The 22,217-nt window shown below is 57.7% G+C and carries 19 protein-coding genes and 1 other RNA gene; 8 read left to right on the top strand and 12 right to left on the bottom strand.

The genetic code is table 11. The annotated features are described in order from the left end of the window. Positions 1-194: 194 nt before the first annotated feature. The gene (locus KGB20_RS23110; RefSeq protein WP_223533044.1) at positions 195-1,547 is read left to right on the top strand and encodes a hypothetical protein; all 1,353 of its coding nucleotides are present in this window, start codon (positions 195-197) and stop codon (positions 1,545-1,547) included. A 445-nt stretch (positions 1,548-1,992) separates the two neighbouring features. On the opposite strand, the gene KGB20_RS23115 is transcribed toward KGB20_RS23110, so the two are convergent. The 9 genes from KGB20_RS23115 to KGB20_RS23155 form a co-directional block, all read right to left on the bottom strand. Further along, the gene (locus KGB20_RS23115; protein ID WP_223533050.1) at positions 1,993-3,249 is read right to left on the bottom strand and encodes an integrase domain-containing protein; all 1,257 of its coding nucleotides are present in this window, start codon (positions 3,247-3,249) and stop codon (positions 1,993-1,995) included. Positions 3,250-3,436: 187 nt separating this feature from the next. Further along, positions 3,437-3,833, bottom strand: a transfer-messenger RNA (tmRNA) gene (ssrA, locus tag KGB20_RS23120). A 94-nt stretch (positions 3,834-3,927) separates the two neighbouring features. Next, positions 3,928-4,206, bottom strand: coding sequence for a hypothetical protein (locus tag KGB20_RS23125; RefSeq protein WP_057716496.1), 279 nt, complete (start codon positions 4,204-4,206; stop codon positions 3,928-3,930). Positions 4,207-4,540: 334 nt separating this feature from the next. Next, the gene (locus tag KGB20_RS23130) at positions 4,541-4,813 is read right to left on the bottom strand and encodes a hypothetical protein (protein WP_090453013.1); all 273 of its coding nucleotides are present in this window, start codon (positions 4,811-4,813) and stop codon (positions 4,541-4,543) included. 192 nt (positions 4,814-5,005) lie between these two features. Then, on the bottom strand, positions 5,006-7,816 hold the full coding sequence (locus KGB20_RS23135; RefSeq protein WP_154946589.1) for an FAD-binding and (Fe-S)-binding domain-containing protein: 2,811 nt from the start codon (positions 7,814-7,816) through the stop codon (positions 5,006-5,008). Next, positions 7,813-8,484: a lactate utilization protein C gene (locus KGB20_RS23140; protein ID WP_102669031.1), complete on the bottom strand. Its 672-nt coding sequence runs from the start codon at positions 8,482-8,484 to the stop codon at positions 7,813-7,815. Before KGB20_RS23140 ends, KGB20_RS23135 begins: the two co-directional genes overlap by 4 nt. Further along, complete coding sequence (locus tag KGB20_RS23145) at positions 8,481-9,938, bottom strand: LutB/LldF family L-lactate oxidation iron-sulfur protein (protein WP_057716492.1); 1,458 nt, start codon at positions 9,936-9,938, stop codon at positions 8,481-8,483. Before KGB20_RS23145 ends, KGB20_RS23140 begins: the two co-directional genes overlap by 4 nt. Beyond that, positions 9,935-10,759: a (Fe-S)-binding protein gene (locus KGB20_RS23150; RefSeq protein WP_057716491.1), complete on the bottom strand. Its 825-nt coding sequence runs from the start codon at positions 10,757-10,759 to the stop codon at positions 9,935-9,937. Before KGB20_RS23150 ends, KGB20_RS23145 begins: the two co-directional genes overlap by 4 nt. A 150-nt stretch (positions 10,760-10,909) precedes the next feature. Then, positions 10,910-12,604 carry a lactate permease LctP family transporter gene (locus tag KGB20_RS23155; protein ID WP_057716490.1) on the bottom strand — a complete coding sequence of 565 codons (1,695 nt, stop codon included), beginning with the start codon at positions 12,602-12,604 and terminating at the stop codon, positions 10,910-10,912. A 261-nt stretch (positions 12,605-12,865) separates the two neighbouring features. Between KGB20_RS23155 and KGB20_RS23160 the strand changes: the two genes are divergently transcribed. Beyond that, positions 12,866-13,633, top strand: a complete 768-nt coding sequence (locus tag KGB20_RS23160; RefSeq protein ID WP_154910446.1) for a GntR family transcriptional regulator — start codon at positions 12,866-12,868, stop codon at positions 13,631-13,633. A 115-nt stretch (positions 13,634-13,748) separates the two neighbouring features. On the opposite strand, the gene smpB is transcribed toward KGB20_RS23160, so the two are convergent. Next, entirely contained in the window at positions 13,749-14,231 is a 483-nt protein-coding gene (gene smpB / locus KGB20_RS23165) for an SsrA-binding protein SmpB (RefSeq protein WP_008057382.1), read from the bottom strand. 118 nt (positions 14,232-14,349) lie between these two features. On the opposite strand from smpB, the gene KGB20_RS23170 reads away from it, so the two are divergent. The 3 genes from KGB20_RS23170 to KGB20_RS23180 are packed head-to-tail and all read left to right on the top strand — an operon-like array spanning position 14,350 to position 16,502. Next, complete coding sequence (locus KGB20_RS23170) at positions 14,350-15,753, top strand: sodium-dependent transporter (RefSeq protein WP_154910445.1); 1,404 nt, start codon at positions 14,350-14,352, stop codon at positions 15,751-15,753. A gap of 7 nt (positions 15,754-15,760) precedes the next feature. Beyond that, positions 15,761-16,195, top strand: a complete 435-nt coding sequence (locus tag KGB20_RS23175) for a type II toxin-antitoxin system RatA family toxin (RefSeq protein ID WP_057716487.1) — start codon at positions 15,761-15,763, stop codon at positions 16,193-16,195. Continuing rightward, positions 16,188-16,502 carry an RnfH family protein gene (locus KGB20_RS23180; RefSeq protein ID WP_150812841.1) on the top strand — a complete coding sequence of 105 codons (315 nt, stop codon included), beginning with the start codon at positions 16,188-16,190 and terminating at the stop codon, positions 16,500-16,502. The genes KGB20_RS23175 and KGB20_RS23180 overlap by 8 nt, the downstream gene beginning before the upstream one ends. Positions 16,503-16,563: 61 nt before the next feature. Here KGB20_RS23180 and KGB20_RS23185 read toward each other — a convergent pair whose 3' ends face one another. Further along, on the bottom strand, positions 16,564-17,091 hold the full coding sequence (locus tag KGB20_RS23185) for an outer membrane protein assembly factor BamE (protein ID WP_057716485.1): 528 nt from the start codon (positions 17,089-17,091) through the stop codon (positions 16,564-16,566). 97 nt (positions 17,092-17,188) lie between these two features. Between KGB20_RS23185 and fur the strand changes: the two genes are divergently transcribed. Continuing rightward, complete coding sequence (gene fur / locus KGB20_RS23190) at positions 17,189-17,593, top strand: ferric iron uptake transcriptional regulator (protein WP_003197684.1); 405 nt, start codon at positions 17,189-17,191, stop codon at positions 17,591-17,593. A gap of 76 nt (positions 17,594-17,669) precedes the next feature. Here fur and recN read toward each other — a convergent pair whose 3' ends face one another. Then, positions 17,670-19,343, bottom strand: a complete 1,674-nt coding sequence (gene recN / locus KGB20_RS23195) for a DNA repair protein RecN (protein ID WP_057716484.1) — start codon at positions 19,341-19,343, stop codon at positions 17,670-17,672. Between the two features lie 240 nt (positions 19,344-19,583). On the opposite strand from recN, the gene grpE reads away from it, so the two are divergent. Together grpE and dnaK are read left to right on the top strand one after the other, a co-directional pair. Beyond that, on the top strand, positions 19,584-20,150 hold the full coding sequence (gene grpE, locus KGB20_RS23200) for a nucleotide exchange factor GrpE (protein WP_015093431.1): 567 nt from the start codon (positions 19,584-19,586) through the stop codon (positions 20,148-20,150). A gap of 102 nt (positions 20,151-20,252) precedes the next feature. Beyond that, a complete protein-coding gene (dnaK, locus tag KGB20_RS23205; protein WP_154910444.1) occupies positions 20,253-22,169 on the top strand; it encodes a molecular chaperone DnaK in 1,917 nt (638 codons plus the stop codon). Positions 22,170-22,217 lie beyond the last annotated feature (48 nt).

Raw genomic sequence — 22,217 nt, forward strand, 5'->3', positions numbered from 1 at the left:
GCCCTTTACAGCCCTCACTGGCATCAGCAATCGGCTAAGAGCTGACACGTCAATCACGTAAGGCTTCCAAAGGTGAGAGTGACTGCGAAATTCGGGACGACTCACGATTTAGAATCATGTAGAAAAACAACTTGTTTTTTTGAAAGTTAATAGAAGAAAATGGCACATGTCGATCAGAGCGCTGAGAGCATCTAATGTCATTTTTAGACGTTTACAAACTTGCACCTAAAGCAATTCAATTAAACATAAAGAAGCAGCATGTCAATATTTTTCTAGGGCTTCTTTGGGACGCATTTAGAGATGAGATTGGTCCTGTAACATGCCAGCACAACTATGGAAGCACCGATAATCCACAGATCTACGAATACAAAGTGCGCTGGACCTCCAGTAAATTCGAAGCTGTTTTGAGTTTTTATAACCATACGTCGCTAGGGTTGAATTGTGCGGAGTTACGACTATTTGATTATGAAAAGAACGTAGCATTCGGAAATTACGCAAATAAAATCACTAATGCCATACTCACGACCAAAGATAGAGTGCTTCAACAAGAGCATAGGGTTGGCTTCGATTACTATGCGAAAATTAAGGTTTTATGTGGCAGTGTTTTGTCTGGGAACTACCATGTCGACAAACTTGGAATGCTTTTGATTGCCTCGTCGCGTGGGTGTGATCTTATTTTTCCTGCGCAATATAGAGAGGCGAAATCGGAGTTCGATTACGAGGCAAAGAAAAATGCCATTAAATATGTTTCAGCGTTGACGGTATTATCTCAAGAGCTTTTTTTGATCTCGGAGAATGATGATGTTGTTGCGATTTCTGCTGAAAATTTCCAGCACTTGGTTGAAGATACTGAATTTTCTGGGAAGTATATAAACGATACTCCATTGTACGGTCTTCACGGAGCAAAGTTAGGGATGCCTTCTGGGCCGGATAGCGTAGTAGATGTTAGCGAAGTTATTATGATGGAACGTAGGGATTTTAGATTAGATGGGTTTCTATGTTTTCCTGCAAGGCTTGGAGAGTTGATAGGGCATATTGACAGTGATTTAAAACGGCGCCAGGCTTCCAAAAGATTTCACGATGCATTGCGTTTCAGAGAAATTCACGAGCGATACGCTGATGGTGATTTTGGTGTTTCATATGAGCTTATAGCTTATGTTGCATCCATTGAAGCGCTTCTTGATCACTCTAAAACTGAAAATCAAATCAATTGCCGAAAATGCGACACACCATTGATTATTGATGAATATAAAATAAGTCAGAAATTTAATGACTTTGTCAATACCTATGGAGGAGGGAGCGAGGCTATGAATCGAAAATTTAAAGAGCTATATGGTCATCGCTCAAAATTTGTCCACACCGGCTTAGAACTCCATGCCTCCAACGTGCTGCGTCCTAACCGTCCGTTAATACTCGAAGGAAAAAATCATGTCTCAAGTGTCCCGAGTTACTATTACAATATACATGAGTGGACTGGATTCCTATTGAGAGTGTACTTTTACTTTACAGCCTACCAATCCAGTCAAGCTGACTCAGACAATCTCTGACTAGCAAGGACTCCAGGGCTAGCCAGTCAATTAAGGTTTCGGCTAATTATTGCCTTTCGCCACCGGCAGCTATATTGGGTCGGTTGCAGTCCTTCAGTGCTTGGCTGACGCACTCGCGCTGAGTGGCACCCGCTGACCCCCATCAACTGCAAACGGCTGGTCAGCGCGAATGTAAATGACTGGTCAGTGGCAATGCAATTAGGTGGTCAAGTGAGATGCAATTACGCAGAGCCCATGCGAGTGGGAATGCGGAGCCTTACCGCTCGCGTGGGCTTGGCCGAAAAAGCCCCAAGAGTGAGGCTTGCAACGGCGACAGTCGCCACTTCTGTCGCCATGCTGCAGGCCAGGTATTACGCGGTTGTCGCCGGTGTCGCCGCTGTCGCCAAATCAACCATCACTCTATCTGGGAAGTTATTTTCGGTTACCGGCGGCGTCCGGTGAGCGCTCACCGTATCGGCACGACGTTGTGGTCCCTGGTTTGATTGATCGCAGATGCCGACAGGCTGCCGGTGGCCGCCTTCTGGATATGCTCACTCCACCAGGCCATCATCGGACGCCGGCGTTCGATGTAATCCGCCCGGTTGTAGGCACTACGGACTTCATCCTTGTCGACATGCGCCAGCGCGACTTCGATCAGCTCCGGATCCCAGCCATGCTCGTTCAGGATGGTGCTGGCCATGGAGCGCATGCCGTGGCTCACCAAGCGGTCCTGGAAACCCATGCGTTTCAACGCCATGTTGGCGCTCTGGCTATTGGCGTGGGTGCGCGGGTTTCTGTCCGCGGGAAACACGTACTCCCTGTGGCCGCTATGGGGCTTGAGTGTCTCCAGCAGCCCGAGCGCCTGTTCAGTCAGCGGGATGGTGTGCGGACGACGCTTTTTCATGCGCTCCGGCGGGATGGTCCAAATGCGTTTGTCGAAGTCGATGTCTGCCCATCGGGTGGTCGCCGCTTCAGCAGGACGGGTCATGGTGTGCAGTTGCCATTCGATCAGGCAGCGGGTGATCCGCTTGATGCTGGCATTCGCGATTTCCACCATGAGCTCGGATAGCTCTTCGGGTCGTAGCGCGGCCATGTTCTCTTTCTTGGGCTTCTTGAATACCGCTCGAATGCCACTGAGGGGGTTAGCGAAAATCAGCCCGGAGTTTACCCCGTAGGTCATGATCTCGTTGAGCCGTTGGCTCAATCGCTTCACTGTCTCGAGGCTGCCTTTGGCCTCGATTGGGCGAAGCAGTTCGATGACCATCGGTGCGGTAATTTTCGAGAGCGGCGTTGTTTTCAGGTCTGGAAATACATGCAGCGTGAGCGATCGCCAAATGTCTTCGGCGTACGCCGGCGTGACGGAGTCCTTCTTCAGTTCGAACCAGGCGGTGGCCACGTTCTCGAACGTATGTTCCGTCTCCGCTCGTTTGGCTTCGTCCTGTGCATTGCGTTGCACCTTGGGATCAATGCCTTGTGCAAGCAGCTCGCGTGCTTCCACCACTTTCTTCCTGGCGTTCGCTAGCGAGAGCTCTGGGTATGTGCCCAGCCCCATATTGATACGGTTTTTGGTTACCGGCTCGCGGTAGTTGAAGTTCCACAGCATCGAGCCATTGCTCCTGACTCGGAGCTGAAGGCCGTCACCATCGCTGAGGACGTAATCCTTGTCTTTTGCCTTGACTGCCTTGAGCTGGCGGTCGGAAAGGCGAAGGGCTGGAGCAGGCATGAGAGCTACCTCTGACACCGTTTTGGTATTCCAAAAAATAGCACCGGATGGCTTGGAATACCATTTGGAATACCCAAACGGCTGGAACTCAAAAAACCTCTCCAGCGCCCAGTAGCGCTTAAACCCTTGATTTTGCTGGATTTCAGGCACAAAAAAAGACGTCCGTGGACGTCTTTAGATGATGAAGTGGTGGAGCCGGGGGGATTTGAACCCCCGTCCGCCAGTACTCCGCTGTCGGTACTACATGCGTAGCCGTGTCTATTAAGTTAACCCTCAGCGACCCGACGGGCAGGGTGCTTTGGGCGAGTTGTGTAAGTTTTAGCCGCTTCGTCCACAACGTACTGCACGGCGATTCTGTTCTATATGACAATCACTTTGGGTTTACAGACATCCCCTGGTGATTGCTGGACCCGAAGGTACCAGAAGCTCAGGGCTAAGGCTGCTTACGCAGCGAGAGCGAATTCCTGGCCGTAGTTATCGTCATTGGCAACTATAAGTAGTTGCAACAGTGGATTTACGAGTTCTGTTACCAACTCGGCATGCACCTAAAGTTTCGCAACCGGCGTCGAATCCTAAACGGCCCCGAGCCTGATGCTCTGTGAATCAAGTGAGCAGCAGGCATATACAGTGTACGTCATCACGCCCCGGAAGGCCAACCCGTAGGTTGGCCACCACAGATCATGGGTTTGGTTGGGTGCTCTGTCTGTCAGCGAGCGCCAATGCCTGGGTGGCCTCGGTGACGCATTTTTTGTCGTCTCCGGAGGCTTGTGAGGCTTCGGCGCTGGACATCAGTCTTTTGATCTCCATCGTGGTGTTTGCGGAGTTCGCCGGCAGCGCATTCACTTTGCCTTTGAGCTCTTGCAGCTTGCTCGTACAGAGGTTGTTGTCCGCAGCAAATACAGGAGAGGCCAGCATGGCAGCAGCAATGAACAGGCCAGCGAGTGTGGTGCGTTTCATGGGTATCTCCTTGAGCTGATGGTCTCAGTGCTGTCGTATGAGTAGACGGCCAAGCCGAGCCCGAAAAGTCCGCCCGATCTGATGGGGCCTACCTCAAAGACTACGATTCAACGCAAGAATTCGGTTTTCTTAGAAAATGTGTCGAGCTTCTGCAGCGATGCGGGCGGTTACACGTATCCAGACCCCCAGATGCAACAAAACCCGCAATTGGCGGGTTTTGGTTTGCTTCGTATCGGGCACGGCCGGGCTTTGAGCTCCCGGCTGCCAGTACTCCGTTGTTGATGTACGCCAACGCGGCCCGAAAGGCCAACCCGAAGGTTGGCCTTGAGCCGAGTTACTTGGCGCCTTTTTTCGAGTCTGTGACGGCCTTGATAATGTCGTTGGTCTCGGCGATGCAATCATCAATGCCTTCCTTGGTGCCTTTTGCCTGGTCGGCTTTGGCTTGCTCGACGGAGGCTTTTACCTGGTCAGTCATTTCCGGAGGAATCTGTGCCTTGCCGTTTTCGATGGTTTTCAGGTTGACCGCGCAAAGGTCTTCAGCGGCAAATGAAGTGGAAGCCAGCATGGAAGCAGTAACGAACAGACCTAACAGCACAGAACGATTCATGTGTTTCTCCTTGAACTGATGGCCAGGCATTGCTGGCCATCAAATCGGTCTACCGAGTGTTGGGAAAGTCCCGCATTGGCGGGACTTGATCAGTGGACTGCGGCGACACGTCAGGGTTCTGTTTTTCTGTGTTGATGCCCACAAGAAACGACTAGACAGGCGCCTGAATGCGCCTTTCTTGAGGCCTCGTCATCAGGTCACCCTGGCCTGGGTAACGCGGTCCACCAGATAGACTAGTCCGTGGTAGTCGATTCCGCCGTGTTGTGTCAGGCCAATCTCGCAGGTACGGCTGGTGGAAATCCCCTCGCTGCACTGCTGCACCGCATCCTTGAGCGTGCGCAGCGAATGGGCGTTCAGCTCCGGCGTGGTGAAGCCCTTGTCGCCGGCGAAGCCGCAGCAGTGAATACCTTCGGGAATGACCACGTTTTTGCTGCACTTGCGCGCCAGGTCGATCAACGCCTGGCTTTCCCCGAGGTGTTGGGTGCTGCAGGTTACGTGCACGGCGATCGGCGCCTCCTGTGGCGTGAAGTCCAGGCGATCCATCAGGTGTGTGCGGATGAAGCGCACCGGGTCGTACAGGTCCAGACGGACTTCCCCAAGGTCTTGAACCAGGCGCAAGGTGCAGGGGCTTGTGTCACAGTAGATCGGGTCGAGCCCGCCACGGCTGGCGTGGAGCAGGGCGCCGATCAGTTCCTGTCGTTTGTGCTCGGCTTGCTCGGCGTAGCCTTTGGAGGCGAATGGCTGGCCGCAGCACAGGTTGTCGAGGTTGTCCGGGAACACTACCTGGTAGCCGGCCTTTTCCAGCAGGCCTCGGGTCTTGTCGTGCAGCGACATTTGCTCCGTATCGCCCGCTGCCGGGCCCATGGCGCGGGATACGCAGGCCGCCAGATAGACCACGCGCGGGCGCGCGTCCGTCACCGTCGGGCTGAAGCGAATCGGCCGTTCAGGCTGAGGCATGGCGTTGGTCCATTGCGGGACCTGACCCTTGGACAGGCGCGTCAACGTCGCCGACAACTTCGCCAATCTCGGTGCCCCCAGCAACATCCGCGCACCATTGGCCACGTGCAGGGTGAAGCGTGCACCTTGCAGTGCCGTGGCGAAATGTCCTTCAAGCCAGTTAGCGGTTTTCGTATGCGTCGCCTTCCGGCTGCGCAGCTTTTTCACCAGCTCGCCGGTATTGATGCCTACAGGGCAACGTTGTGCGCACAGGCCGGTGGCGGCGCAGGTATCGATGCCTTGATAGTCGAAGGCGGCTTCGAGTTCGGACGTATCGATGCCCGCGCGTTTCTTTGCCTGAATGTCGCGCCAGATCACGATGCGCTGACGCGGACTCAGGGTCAGGCCTTTTGACGGGCAGACCGGTTCGCAGAAGCCGCATTCGATGCACTTGTCCACAATCTCGTCAGCAGCGGGCAAGGGCTTGAGGTGCTTGAGGTGGATCTGTGGATCTTCGCTGAGCACCACGTCCGGGTTGAGAATGCCATTGGGGTCGAGCAGTCGTTTGAGCTGCCACATCAACTGGTAGGCATCGCTGCCCCATTCCAGTTCAACGAACGGCGCCATGTTGCGTCCGGTGCCGTGTTCAGCCTTCAGCGAACCGCCGAACTCCACCGCCACCAGTTGCGCCACGTCGTCCATGAACGCCTGATAGCGTGCGACTTCTTCCGGGCTGTTGAAGCCTTGGGTGAAGACGAAGTGCAGATTGCCTTCCAGGGCGTGCCCGAAAAGGATCGCTTCGTCGTAGTGATGTTTGTCGAACAGCTCGATCAGGCGGTTGACGCCGATGGCCAGTTGTTCGACCGGGAAGGTGACGTCTTCGATGATCACCGTGGTGCCGGTCTTGCGCACGGCGCCGACGGCGGGAAAGGTGTCTTTGCGGATGGCCCAGAGACGGGCGTTTTCCTGCGGGTCTTCGGTGAAGTCGACCTGCTTTTCCACCGGGAACGCCTTGAGCGACGCCATGATCTGCGCCAGTTGCTCGTGCAGCAAAGTGGACGACGCGGCGCGGGATTCGATCAATAGTGCACAGGCATTGTTCGACAGGTGCTGTACGAAAGCGGGCATGCCGGGTTTGTTCTGTACCGAGCGCAGGCTGCGCCGGTCCAGCAGTTCCACGGCCGACACTGGTTGGCTTTTCAGCACAGACACTGCATTGCAGCAGGTCTCGACATCTGGGAACACAATCAGGGCCGAGGCCTTGTTCGGGTGGTCGATCACGGTGTCGTAGGTCACGGCACTGATGAACCCGAGTGTGCCTTCGGAGCCCACTAGCAAGTGGCTCAAGATATCCACAGGCTCGTCGAAATCCACCAGGGCATTGAGCGACAGGCCGGTGGTATTTTTCAGACGGTATTTGTGGCGAATTTTCGCAGCCAGCTCGGTATTTGCGCGGGTCTCGCGGCCCAGGATCGCCAAGCGTTCCAGCAGCGCGGCGTGGCTTTGGCGAAACGCCGTGACGCTGGCGGCATCCTCGGTGTCGAGACGACTGCCATCGGCCAGCACCAGACGAATGCCGGCCAGGGTGTGATAGGTGTTTTGCGCGGTGCCGCAGCACATGCCGCTGGCATTGTTGGCGACGATCCCGCCGATCTTGCAGGCATTGATCGAGGCCGGGTCCGGACCGATCTTGCGTCCGAACGGTGCCAGCCAGGCGTTGGCCTGGGCGCCGATCACCCCCGGTTGCAGGCGGATTTGCGTGCCTTGGCCGCGGATCTCGCGACCGTTCCAGTTATCCCCCAGCACGATCAGCACCGAGTCGCTGATCGCCTGGCCGGACAGGCTGGTGCCGGCGGCGCGGAAAGTCACCGGCACCTGATCCCTTTGCGCCAGTTGCAGCAGTGCCACCACTTCGTCTTCTGACTCGACGCGGATCACCAGTTGCGGAATCAAACGATAGAAGCTGGCGTCGGTGCCGAAGGCCAGGGTCGACAGCGGGTCGTCGAAACGTCGCTCTTGGGGAATCAGTTGCTGTGCGTCACGCAGGAAAGCGGCCGGTAGACTCATTGGTCCTCCAGGATCAGTACCACCAGGTCTTTTGGACCGTGTGCGCCGTACGCCAGCACTTGCTCGATGTCGGCGGTCTTCGACGGGCCGGACACCAGCAATGCGTTGGTCGGCATGCCCTGGGCCCATTCGAATTCCTGTTGCACCTGATAGAAGTTGTCGCGGATTTCACTGGCCTTGAGCAGGGCGAAATGCACCGGTGGCGCCAGGCTCATCAGGCGCGGTTCTTCCCGGGTCGGCCAGAGAATAAGGCTGCCCGTGGCAGCGATGGCGCCGAGGGTTCCAGTGATGCTCGCCGGGGTGTCGTTGAACAGCTCGGCTTTCCATTCTTCAACCGGGCGGTCGTAGGCTTTCAGCATTGGCAGGCCGGGATTATTCGCCCAGTGCTGCGTGATCCGTTGACCGTGGGGCGTTGTCGGTGCGATCAGCAGGCTTGGCAACTGGCGGTCCTGCAGCAACTGCGCGAGTAGCGTCGGCCACTCTTGGCCGGACGTCAGATGAATTTCCGTGTGCACCGCTTCCATCAATTTGCGCAGTTGCGCAATGCGTTGCTCGGGCGCGTAGGTGTAAGGCTGGGTCACCAGATCGACATCGAAGTTGTCGGCCACCGGCGTTGTGCCTGTCAGGCTTTTACGCAGTTTGGCGAGGATATTTTGTTTGGCGCTCATCGGCGTTCTCCCTGTTTGGCCAAGTGCTCGCGGGCCATGTCATGCAATGAGCGGGCAGCGGGTTTCGGTGCGCTGTGGTTTTGCGTCCACGGGCCGACATTGCTCGGCGTAAGGGCGCGCAAACGGGTGGCAAAGAAACCGAACAGGCGATAGAGCGTCGGCGAACTGTTGAGCTTGGCCCAGGCGTTCCAGATGAACCGCTCCTTGCGCGAATACTTGCTGCCCTGGCCGCGCATCACTTGATGGGGGCTGTCCGGGGCCTTGACGTTTTCTTCCCGCAGGCGCCGCAGCAAAGCAGGGATCGGGATTTTCACCGGGCAGACTTCACCGCAGGCGCCGCACAGCGACGAGGCGCTCGGGTGATCCGGGACTTTCGCCAGGCCGACCATGTGCGGGGTGATGATTTTTCCGATAGGCCCGGGGTAAACCTCCCCATAGGCATGACCGCCGATTCGGGTGTACACCGGGCAATGATTCATACAGGCGCCGCAGCGAATGCAGTTCAGGGTCTGGCGCAATTCGCTGTCGGCAAAGGCCTGGCTGCGGCCGTTATCGAGCAGTACGAGGTGCACTTCCTGTGGGCCGTCGAGTTCATGTTCCTTGCGCGGGCCGGAGATCATGTTGACGTAGGTGGTGATCGGAATGCCCAAGGCTGAACGGGTCAGCAGCGACAGCAACGGCACCACATCACGCAGGTTTTCCACGACTTTTTCGATACCGGTGACGGCGATGTGCACGGGTGGCACCGTGGTGGTCATGCGACCGTTGCCTTCGTTTTCCACCAGCAGCAGGGTGCCGGTTTCGGCCACGGCGAAGTTGACACCGGAGACGCCGATGTCCGCTTCGAAGAATTTCTGCCGCAGGACTCTGCGACCGATCTGAATGAGTTGGTCTACGTCCTTGGTGTATTCCACGCCAAGTTTGTCGTGGAACAAGGACGCGACCTGACCGGCGTTCTTGTGGATTGCCGGCATGATTATGTGTGAAGGCTTCTCGTGGTCGAGCTGGACGATGTACTCGCCCATGTCCGATTCCAGGCATTCAATGCCCTGTTCAGCGAGGACATGGTTCATCTCCATCTCTTCGCTGACCATCGATTTGCCCTTGATCACTTGCCGCCCCTCGTGAGCGCGGATGATCGAGAGGACGATGCCATTGGCCTCGTCCACCGTTTCCGCCCAGTGCACTGTCACACCGTTGCGGGTCAGGTTCTGTTCCAATTGCTCGAGCAGGTCGGGCAACTTGGAGAGCGCGCGGGCACGGATTGCATTGCCCAGTGCGCGCAAGTGTTCTCTTTCATGGGCATCGCTGAAAGCGGCTGCCCGTTTGGTCATCAGTGAATCCATCGCCTTGCGAAAGTTGCTTCGCAATTGCGGGTCACCCAGTGCGTTGTGGGCGCGGGTGCGGAAATCTTCTTCTACGGCAACCGTAGGAATAATCGTCGAGGTGCTCATTTCACACCTCCGGTTCGCTGCCAGAGGAAGCTGGCCAGATGCTGACCGCGCAACGCTTCCTGCTGTTTTTCCAGCGAGCCGTTGATGTTCATCAAACAGCCGCAGTCGGCACTCAATACCTTGTGCGCGCCGGACTCCTTCAGCGCTCGGGTCTTGTCAGCCACCATCGCGCCGGAAATGTCTGGCATACGGACGCTGAATGTCCCACCAAAGCCACAGCATTCACTTTCGTGATCGTGGTTGACCCGCTCCACATTGCTCAACTGCGCCAACAACTCGCGGCCGTGCAGGTGGGTGTTCATTTCACGGCGTGCCGAGCACGAGGTGTGCAGCGCCACTTTTACGGGCTCGCCGCCGTCCTTGAGCTGCACCTTGCAGACAAACAACAGGAACTCGGCCAGCTCGTAGGTTCTGGCCGCCAGGGCCTGGACCTGTTTCAACGTGTCCGGCTCGTCCTTGAACAAGTCGGCGTAATGTTCGCGCAGCATGCCCGCGCAAGAGCCTGAGGGCACTACCACCGGATAGTCGCCGGCAAACAGCGCCAGTTGCGAGCGCGCCACTGTCCGAGCCTGTTCGGTGTAACCCGAGGTGTAGGCCGGTTGTCCGCAGCAGCTTTGCCCTTGCGGGTATTCGACACGAATGCCTTCGCGCTCCAGCAGGTGGATCGCATCCATCCCGGCTTCCGGGTAGAACAAATCGACCACGCAGGTCCCGAACAGGTAGACCCGTGACGGTTTCTCGCTGGGGTACTGCCGAGGCTCGGGCAGTGGCGGGGCGACACGGGTCGCATTCGGCACGGCGTTGTAAAAAAGCTCGCTCATCAGGCGGTCTCCGGGTGGTCCCGGTTATTCGTCTGTTGAGGCTGCTGAATATAGAGCCGGTAGCTTTCAGCAGCCTTACAGACCGGGGTGTGAGTAGCGGACGCCGGGGGCGTGGCCCGGCGTCGGTTTTTATCGTGTTGCTTGTAGCCCTTAGTGCACCAGCATGCCGGTGAACCAGTAGGCCTGGGCCAACGTGATCAAGCCGACAATCGTTGCAAAGAATAGGCTGTGCTTGAGGGTGAAGCGGAACAGATCCGATTCTTTGCCCACCAGGCCGGTCGCGGCACAAGCCACGGCGATCGATTGTGGCGAGATCATCTTGCCGGTCACGCCACCACTGGTGTTCGCCGCCACCAGCAAGGTGTCGTTGACACCGATCTGATGCGCAGTGGTCGCTTGCAGCGAACTGAACAGCGCGTTGGACGAGGTATCGGAACCGGTGAGGAATACGCCCAGCCAGCCGAGGAACGGCGAGAAGAACGGGAACGCTGCACCGGTGCCTGCCAACACCAGGGCCATGGTCGAAGACATGCCCGAGTAGTTGGTGACGAAGGCAAACGCCAGCACCATGCCGATGGACAGGATTGGCCAGCGCAGTTCGTAGAAGGTCTCTTTAAAAGTGGTCAGACCAGTTTTGATATTGATCTTCAGCACCAGCATCGAGATCAGCGCCGAGAAGAAAATCGCCGTGCCGGTGGCGGAAATCGGGTCCAGTTTGAACACTGCCGGAAGGGCGGTTGGCGCGACTACGATCGGTGCGACCTTGATCACCATCTGATCCAGGTGCGGGATGGCGAAGTTGAATACGAAGCTGTACATCGAACCGCCGGCGGCGAACATCGCCTTGAACGGCTTCAGGGTCCAGATGGTGACCAGTACGGTCAGGATCAGGAACGGCGACCATGCCTTGAAGATTTCCCCAAGGCTGTAGGGCGAAGCCACGGTGGTGCGCTTCTGGCCGAAACCACCGACGCTGGCGCTCACCACGGAGGCCGAGACAGCGCCGACGATGTGTTGGCCGGCGGCGCGTTTTGGTTGCCAGACTTTCAGGAACAGGGTCAGGGAAATCAGACTGGCCAGGGCCGAGGTGATGTCCGGCAGTTCCGGGCCGATGAAGTTCGAGGTGAAGTACTGGGTGACGGCAAAGCTCAAGCCGGCCACCAGCGCTGCCGGCCACGTTTCCCGCACGCCGCGCAGGCCGTCCATCATGAACACCAGCCAGAACGGCACGAACAGCGACAGCAGCGGCAGTTGGCGGCCGGTCATGGCGCCGATCTTGAACGCGTCGATACCGGTCACTTGCCCGGCAACGATGATCGGAATGCCCAGGGCGCCGAAGGCCACTGGCGCGGTGTTGGCGATCAGGCACAGGCCGGCGGCGTACAGCGGGTTGAAGCCAAGTCCTACCAGCAGCGCAGCGGTAATCGCCACGGGTGCGCCAAAACCGGCTGCACCTTCGAGGAAGGCGCCGAAGCAGAAACCGATCAGCAGAACCTGCAGGCGCTGGTCATCGGTGATCGACAGAACCGAACTGCGGATGACTTCAAACTGCCCGCTCTTGACCGTCAGTTTGTAGAGGAACACCGCTGCCACGATGATCCAGGCGATCGGCCACAGGCCATAAGCGAAGCCATACCCGGCGGCGGCGAACGCCATATCGACCGGCATCTGGAAGGCGAAGATCGCCACCAGGATCGATAAAGCCAGGGTGATGCTGCCGGCCACATGTCCTTTGAGGCGGAACACGGCCAAAGCCAGGAAGAAAAATACGATGGGGATGACGGCGGCGAGTGCGGACAAGCCGAGGCTGCCAAGCGGGGTATAGAGCTGTTGCCAGGTTTGCATATGGGGTGGCCCCTAATTGTTGTTGGTCAGGCACTGATCAGCGTTCTTGGATAATTGGTAAGACCAATTTACAATCGCTGTTGGCTAGGGTAAAAGCCTTGTAGGCGGTGTGTCAATTTGCCGCCCTAAAACTTTTGTCGAATGCGAAGAGCGCAGGTCGTCTGTCTGGTAAGACCAAATGCGCAATGGCAGGTGCTGGCGCGGCGCCGATAGGCCAGAATAGAGCCCCGGCGAGCCGTCGGATCGTGGAGTAATCGAGTTATGGGGTTTGATCAGATTCGTCAGCGCCGTTTGTCTGACGATATTGTCGAGCAGCTTGAGGGCATGATCCTCGAGGGCACGCTGAAAGCGGGTGAGCGCTTGCCGGCCGAACGTGCGTTGGCCGAACAATTTGGCGTGTCACGCCCTTCGTTGCGCGAAGCCATTCAGAAGCTGACCGCCAAGGGCCTGCTGGTCAGTCGCCAGGGCGGCGGCAACTATGTGGTGGAGTCGCTGGGTAGCACCTTCAGTGATCCCTTGTTGCACTTGCTGGAAAGCAACCCCGAGGCACAGCGCGATCTGCTGGAGTTTCGGCATACACTGGAAGCGTCTTGCGCCTACTACGCGGCGTTGCGTGCCACTGATGTGGATCGCGAGCGACTGACCGCGGCATTCAACGAGTTACAGGACTGCTATTCGCGTCACGAAGAGGTGGGTCGTGCTGAAGAGGGTGCGGCGGACGCAAGCTTTCACCTGGCGATCGCCGAGGCCAGCCACAATGCTGTGCTGCTTCACACCATTCGTGGGCTGTTCGACCTGCTCAAGCGCAACGTGGTGACCAACATCGGTGGCATGTACAAGCAGCGCACTGAAACCCGCGACATGCTGATCACGCAGCATCGAGAGTTGTATCAGGCGATTATCGAAGGGCGGGCGGAGCAGGCGCGGGAAGTTTCCAGCCGACACATTCTGTATGTACAGGAGGTACTGGAGGAGGTGCGTCAGGAAGTGCAGCGCGTGGCCCGGGCGGAACGGCGCAAGGGGATGTAGCCAGTCGGCTCCATATCATTTGTGAGGTTGCTTTCGCGGGCAAGCTCGCTCCCACAGGTACACCGAAACCCTGTGGGAGCGGGCTTGCCCGCGAAGGGGCCTCAAGGCGAAAGAGTCAGTCTTCCTTGCCCTTGTTGCGCACCGCACGCTGCAACTCGCGACCGGCGTCGCGTTCGCGCTCGGTATCGCGCTTGTCGTATTCCTTCTTGCCCTTGCCCAGAGCGATCTCGCACTTGACCATGTGCTTGCTCCAGTACCAGGACAGGCACACGCAGGCGTAACCCTTTTGCTGCACGGCCGCGGCCAGCTTTTCCAGCTCGCGCCGGTTGAGCAGCAATTTACGGGTGCGCACCGGATCGGCAATGACGTGGGTACTGGCGGTCGTCAGGGGCGTAATGTGGCTGCCGAGCAGCCAGGCTTCGCCATCCTTGAGCAGTACGTAGCTGTCAACCAGCTGCAGTTTGCTTGCCCGCAGACTTTTTACTTCCCAGCCGGCCAGGACCAGACCAGCCTCGAAACGATGTTCGATGAAGTAATCGTGTCGCGCCTTTTTGTTTTGCGCGATGGTCCCTGTTGGGTGTTTCTTCTGTTTAGCCATAGGGGCGGCATTATAGGGAGTTGCACGCGAGTCGGCTACGGTGTTGCTACGTGCTTGAGCAGGTTGATTGAATCCCGGACAATGCGGCCTCTTTTTTGAACGCTTGGGCGTGATAACGATGTCGACAGACAAGGTTTCTGTCCACGGCAGTTGGGCTAGCCGCTGGGTCTTCATACTCGCCGCGACCGGTTCGGCCGTGGGGCTGGGTAGTATCTGGAAATTTCCGTACATGGTCGGCGTCTATGGCGGCGGCGCCTTCGTGCTGATGTTCCTGGCCTGTATCGCATTGATCGGCGTGCCGGTCATGCTGGCGGAAACCCTGATCGGCCGGCGTGCCCGACAGAGTCCGGCCAATGCCTTGAAGATACTGGCGGTCGAGGCGGGGCACTCGGCCAAATGGTCCTGGGGCGCGTTTGCCGGGATGATCACGGCATTGCTGATCCTGTCGTTCTACAGTGTGGTTGGCGGCTGGTCGCTGGACTACATCATCGACATGGGGCGTGGCGATTTTCAGGGTGCGACGCCTGATCAGGTGGGGGCTTACTTCGGCAATGTGATCGCCGATCCCTGGCGCCTGACACTTTGGCACACGATTTTCATGCTGTTGTCAGCGGTGGTGATCGCCAAGGGCGTGGTTGCCGGGCTTGAGCGCAGTTTGCGCATCATGATGCCGTTGTTGTTCGTGATGATCCTCGTGCTGCTGGGCTACAGCATGACCACCGGTCATTTCATGGAAGGCGTGCATTTCATGTTCGACTTCCACCCGGAAAAGGTCATGGACGGCTTGTTGCCCGCGATGGGGCATGCGTTCTTTTCCCTGAGCGTGGGCGTTGGCTCGATCATGATCTACGGTGCGTACATGCCGAAGAACTCATCGATTTCAGGGACGGTTGTCGGGGTGGCGCTGCTCGACACCTTCGTTTCCCTGGTGGCCGGCCTGGCGTTGTTTCCGATTGTTTTCGCGGCGGGCCTGAATCCGAGCGAAGGGCCAGGGCTGATGTTCGTCAGCCTGCCGTTTGCCTTCGGTAACGTCGCGTTCGGGCAACTGATGGGTGTTGTGTTCTTCGTGCTGGTGGCGGTCGCTGCCTGGAGTTCGGCGATTTCCCTGCTGGAACCGATGGTGGCCTACCTGGTCGAGCGCACTAAAGTGAGTCGTGCCTGGGTCACCTTCTGGCTGGCTTTCAGCTGCTGGTTTGTCGGTCTGGGTACGGTGTTCTCCTTCAATATCTGGAAGGAGGTCAAGTTCTTCGTGAACGATGGCGGGATGTTCCACCTCTACCAATGGGGAGCGGCCGGAGGCCTCGACTTCTTTGGCGTGATCGATTTCTTCACCTCGCGACTCATGCTGCCGCTTGGCGGTTTGTGTTTCGTAGTGTTTGCGGGCTGGATCATGGGGCGTGAAGCGGTGCGTGACGAGTTGTCGATCCGTAACCCTGCGCTGTTTGGCCTGTCCTTGTTCTTGATGCGCTATGTGGCGCCCATCGGCATTCTCGTAGTGTTTGCCGCCCAGCTGTGGAAGTGACGCTGACATGACGACACACATTTCTCGTTCGGCCTTGCTGCCGTACCCGGCGCAAGCGCTGTATGACCTGGTCAACGACGTGGCGCGCTATCCGGAGTTTCTGCCGTGGTGCTCGTCCGCCGAAGTCCTGGAGAGCTCACCTGAGCATATGCGGGCGAGTGTCGGCGTGGCGAAGGGTGGCCTCAGTCAGCATTTCGTGACGCGCAACACGTTGATTCCGGGGCAGTCGATCGAAATGAACCTCGAAGAGGGCCCTTTCACCCAATTGCATGGCATTTGGGTATTCAAGGCGCTGACCGACAAAGCCTGCAAGATCAGCCTCGATCTGTCGTTCGATTATGCCGGGCCGCTGGTTCGCGCCACCTTGGGGCCGCTGTTCAATCAGGCGGCCAACACTTTGGTGGATGCGTTCTGCCAGCGCGCCAAGCAGATACATGGTTGAGGTCATGATTGAAGTCGAGGTGGTCTACGCGGCCGTAGACCGTCAGGTGCTGCTGACAGTGGCCGTACCTGTCGGAACGACCGTACGGGCGGCCTTGCTCAGGTCGGCCGTGGCTGAAGAGTTTCCGGAGCTGGATCTGACCCATTGCCCTGTGGGGATCTTCGGGAAGGTGGTCGCTGACCCGGAGAGTCGGGTAGTCCAGGCCGGGGATCGCATCGAGATTTACCGCCCGTTGCTGGCCGATCCGAAAGAGGTGCGCCGACTGCGCGCGGCGAAAGCTGCCGAGGCCAAAGCGCGGAATCAGTGAGTGGCTTGAACGCCAGACAATAAAAAGCCCGGGCATGCCGGGCTTTTTATTGCGTCGCAAATTATTGCGGCGAGGTGTCCAGTGGTTCCGGCGTCGGGACCGGAACGGTTTCTACGCCGTCGACGTCCTTCTGGATCTGATCCAGCAACGAACCTGGCTTGACCGGTTTTTCCGGTTTTGGCTTCTCGACGTTTTCTGCCGGGGCAGCCACTGTCGTGCCGCTGTCCTTGCCGAGAATGGCTTCGTCACGGCTCACACCTGGCATGAAATCGCCGGAGAGGCTGACAAGCTGATCATTTGGGTTGAAGATAACGCTAATGCGTTCCTGTTGGCGTTCACCGCCACCCGGTTGCAGGCTGTACAGATAATCCCAGCGATCGGCATGGAACGTGTCAGTCAGCAGAGGGTTGCCCATGATAAACCGTACTTGCTTACGGGTCATTCCCGGGCGTAACTGGTCTATCATGTCCTGCGTGACGACATTGCCCTGCTGGATGTCGATTTTGTAAACCCCGGGGAATGAACAACCGGCGAGTGCGAGCAGTCCCACAAAGGTGAAACTGGTTAGCAAGAGCTTGGTGTTTTGCATCGGTGGGCGACTTCCACTATCTTGGCTGGGACAACGTAAACGCCGATCATACCCGCATTAAGAGAAGCTGCGAAGCAGCATCGCGAGAAAGCTGACCATGGTTGAAAATAGCGAACTACGCAAAGCCGGCCTCAAAGTGACCCTTCCACGGGTCAAAATTCTGCAAATGCTCGATTCCGCCGAGCAGCGCCACATGAGTGCCGAGGATGTCTACAAGGCCCTTATGGAGGCTGGTGAGGACGTCGGTCTGGCCACGGTTTACCGTGTTCTGACCCAGTTCGAGGCAGCTGGCCTTGTGGTGCGGCACAACTTCGACGGAGGCCATGCGGTCTTCGAACTGGACGACGGAAAGCATCACGACCATATGGTCAACGTCGAAACCAGCGAAGTGATCGAATTCTTCGACGAAGAAATCGAGCGGCTTCAGAAAGCAATCGTCGACAAGTATGGCTTCGAGATGGTTGATCACAATCTGGTGCTGTACGTGCGCAAGAAAAAGTAAGCATGTCGCGCGAACATTCAGTTCGCGAAACGAACGAAGGCGACCCCAGGGTCGCCTTCGTGCTTTCTGCCTTTATTCAAGCTTTTGCGGCCACCACCATTTTTTTGGCATGCGCCAGGGATTCCTTGGTGAGGTCGATGCCGCCCAGCATCCGTGCGACTTCTTCGACGCGGTCGTTTTTGCTCAATCTGGAAACGGCCGTGCGGGTGGCATCTTCGCCGCGCACTTTATGCACAAATAGATGTTGATGGCCTTGCGCCGCCACTTGCGGCAAGTGGGTCACGGTCAGTACCTGCCCGCGCTCGCCGAGGCGACGCAGCAGCTGGCCGACGATTTCTGCAGTCGGACCACCGATACCAACGTCCACTTCGTCGAACACCAGAGTGGGAACGCGAGATGTCTGCGCGGTGATCACCTGGATCGCCAGGCTGATCCGTGACAGCTCGCCTCCGGATGCAACTTTTGCCAAGGCTTTCAATGGTTGACCCGGGTTGGCGCTGACCAGTAGTTCAACCTGTTCAAGTCCGTTAGGCAGCAGTTCGTCGCTACTGTTTGGGCGCAGCTCGATGGTGAAGCGCCCGCCAGGCATGCCCAGGCGCTGGATCTCCTGTTCCACGGCGCTGGCCAGGCTGCTCGAGGCTTGATGGCGCAGATCGCTCAGTTCGCGAGCCTTTTCCTGATAATGGCGAGCGTATGAAGACAGTTCGTCGCTCAGTCTCTCGATGGATTCGTCGTTGGCGTTGAGGGTTTCGATTTCATCCAGCAGTTTCTGCTGCATCTCGGCAACTTCGGTCGGCTGGATGCGGTGTTTGCGCGCCAGGGTGTAGATCGCGTCGAGGCGCTCTTCAAGGTATTGAAGGCGCGATGGATCGGCGTCGAAGTTGTCGAGGAAGCGGTTCAGTTCACCCACGGCCTCTTCAACCTGGATCTGTGCACTGGTCAACAGGCTGCTGGCTTCGCCCAGCGCACCGATCGAGCTGTTCACGCTCGACAGGCGGTTGAGGCTGGCGGTCAGGGCGTTCAGTACATTCCCGGAATCACTTTCACTGCATTGCTCGACGACTTGCCGGCAGATCCCGAGCAAGGTCTCTGCGTTTGTCAGGTTCTTGTGCTCCTGCTCGAGCTGCTCCAGCTCGTTGTCGCCAAGGCCAAGGTTCTCCAGTTCTTCGAGTTGATAGCTGAGCAACTGATGGCGGGCGCGTTGCTCATCGCCGGAGTTGGAGAGTCGCTCCAGTTCCTGGCGGGTCTGGCGCCAACGCTGGGCGGCGAGCTGAACCTGGCGGGCAAGGTCGGTCGCGCCGGCATATTCATCGAGCAGGCGGCGGTGAGTATCGGTCTTGAGCAGGGATTGGTGTTCGTGCTGGCTGTGAATGTCGATCAGCAGCTCGCCCAGCGCCTTGAGGTCGCCAAGCGGGCAGGGCGTGCCGTTGATGTAGCCGCGCGAACGTCCTTCGGATGTGATGACCCGGCGCAGGATGCACGGGCCGTCGTTTTCGAGGTCGCGTTCGGCCAGCCAGGCGCTGGCTTCCGGAATGTCGACCAGATCGAAGGTGGCCAGGATATCGGCCTTGTCGGCGCCGGGGCGGACCACGCCGCTGTCGGCGCGATCACCCAGGGTAAGGCCCAGCGCGTCGAGCATGATCGACTTGCCCGCGCCGGTTTCTCCGGTGATCACGCTCATCCCGCGATCGAGTTCGAGATCGAGATGTTCAACGATGGCGTAGTTGTGTACGGACAGGTGCACCAGCATATGGGCCGCTCCCAGGTGTTAGGTCTGGTTATTTATACAGTGTTTTGTTTCGGGCTGACAATGCCCCTCGTTAGCTCGATTCGCTCGGACCGACGAAAGCCTTATCGCGACCGGGAATGACAAAGCAGTTGTTTTTTGTAGGGTTAATCGTCGACCCCCCTTGAAGCCGGATTTTGCGGCCCCATATAGCTGGGCAGACGCGCGAGTTGAGCTCGCGGACGAAATTGAAAGGAGAAATCTATGGCTGACGAACAGACAGTGGATACGCAAAACCCAGACGCCAACCAGGCGCCCGAGGCTTCGGGTGATGACCTGGCGGCTCGTGTACAAGTGCTCGAAGAGCAACTGGCAGGCGCTCAGGATCAGGCTTTGCGTGTAGCCGCCGATCTGCAGAACGTCCGCCGTCGCGCCGAGCAGGATGTGGAGAAGGCTCACAAGTTCGCGCTGGAAAAATTCGCCGGCGACCTGCTGCCGATCGTCGACAGCCTGGAGCGTGGCCTGGAACTGTCCAGCCCGGACGACGAAAGCATCCGTCCGATGCGCGAAGGCATCGAGCTGACCCTGAAAATGTTCCACGACACTCTCAAGCGTTATCAGCTTGAAGCGATCGATCCGCATGGCGAACCGTTCAACGCCGTTCAGCATCAGGCAATGGCCATGCAGGAAAGCGCCGATGTCGAGCCTAACAGCGTTCTGAAGGTGTTCCAGAAGGGCTATCAGCTCAATGGTCGCCTGTTGCGCCCGGCGATGGTCGTGGTCAGCAAGGCGCCTGCGCCGGTTTCGCCTTCGATTGACGAGCAGGCTTGAAATCCGCCGCAAGGCCCCCATTTATAAGTCAAGCGTTTAAGTGCTACCGCAGTTAGCCACCACTGCTGCGGCAACCAAATCCAAAGTTTCGGGAGAGTGAACATGGGCAAAATTATCGGTATCGACCTGGGGACTACCAACTCCTGCGTCTCCGTGCTGGAAAACGGCAAGGCAAAAGTTATTGAAAACGCTGAAGGCGCGCGTACCACGCCGTCGATCATCGCTTACGCCAACGATGGCGAAATCCTGGTTGGCCAGTCGGCCAAGCGTCAGGCCGTGACCAATCCGCACAACACCCTGTACGCGGTGAAGCGTCTGATCGGTCGTCGTTTCGACGAAGAAGTCGTGCAGAAAGACATTCAGATGGTCCCTTACAAGATCGTCAAGGCTGACAACAGCGACGCCTGGGTTGAAGTGAACGGCCAGAAAATGGCACCGCCACAAATCTCGGCTGAAATCCTGAAGAAGATGAAGAAGACCGCCGAAGACTATCTCGGCGAGACCGTGACTGAAGCGGTGATCACCGTTCCGGCCTACTTCAACGACAGCCAGCGCCAGGCGACCAAAGACGCCGGCCGCATCGCTGGCCTGGACGTAAAACGTATCATCAACGAACCAACCGCAGCTGCTCTGGCTTACGGCATGGACAAGGCCAAGGGCGATCACACCGTGATCGTTTACGACCTGGGCGGCGGTACTTTCGACGTTTCCGTGATCGAGATCGCTGAAGTCGATGGCGAGCACCAGTTCGAAGTACTGGCCACCAACGGTGACACGTTCCTGGGCGGTGAAGACTTTGACATTCGTCTGATCGACTACCTCGTCGACGAATTCAAGAAAGAAAGCGGCATGAACCTCAAGGGCGACCCGCTGGCCATGCAGCGCCTGAAAGAAGCTGCTGAAAAAGCCAAGATCGAACTGTCCTCGAGCCAGTCGACCGACGTGAACCTGCCGTACATCACTGCAGACGCCACCGGTCCTAAGCACTTGAACGTGAAGATCTCCCGCGCCAAGCTCGAAGCGCTGGTGGAAGACCTGGTTCAGCGCACCATCGAACCTTGCCGCATCGCAATGAAAGATGCCGGTATCGACGTTGGCGCGATCAACGACGTGATCCTGGTGGGCGGTCAGACCCGTATGCCACTGGTTCAGAAGCTGGTAACCGAGTTCTTCGGTAAAGAAGCTCGTAAAGACGTCAACCCGGACGAAGCGGTTGCCATGGGTGCTGCCATCCAGGGTGCGGTACTGGCCGGTGACGTGAAAGACGTTCTGCTGCTCGACGTCAGCCCGCTGACCCTGGGTATCGAAACCATGGGTGGCGTGATGACTGCGCTGATCGAGAAAAACACCACGATTCCTACCAAGAAATCGCAAGTGTTCTCGACTGCCGACGACAACCAGGGCGCCGTGACCATTCACGTGCTGCAAGGCGAGCGTAAGCAAGCCGCACAGAACAAGTCCCTGGGCAAGTTCGACCTGGCTGACATTCCACCAGCTCCACGTGGCGTGCCGCAGATCGAAGTGACCTTCGACATCGACGCCAACGGCATCCTGCACGTAGGTGCGAAGGACAAGGCTACCGGCAAGACTCAGTCGATCGTGATCAAGGCCAACTCCGGTCTGTCCGACGAAGAAATCGAGCGCATGGTGCGTGATGCCGAGGCTAACGCCGAGGAAGATCGCAAGTTCGAAGAGCTGGCCGCTGCCCGTAACCAGGGTGATGCACTGGTTCACTCGACTCGCAAAATGGTCTCCGACGCCGGCGATAAAGTGACCGCTGAAGAGAAGACTGCAATCGAAGCTGCCGTAGTTGCCCTGGAAGCCGCCGTTAAAGGCGACGACAAGGCTGCTATCGACGCCAAGGTTGAAGAACTGTCGAAAGTCTCCGCTCCAGTGGCGCAGAAGATGTACGCCGAACAGGCTCAGCCTGCTGAAGGCGCGACACCGCACGACGACAAGGCGGAAAAGGCTGACGACGTTGTCGACGCCGAGTTCGAAGAAGTCAAAGACCACAAGTAAGTTGTTGGTCGGCCGGTTGACTGCCTTTAGGCGGTGACTGGTAGGATG

The organism is Pseudomonas sp. BF-R-30 (assembly GCF_019956175.1).
Classification (GTDB): Bacteria; Pseudomonadota; Gammaproteobacteria; order Pseudomonadales; family Pseudomonadaceae; genus Aquipseudomonas; species Aquipseudomonas jessenii.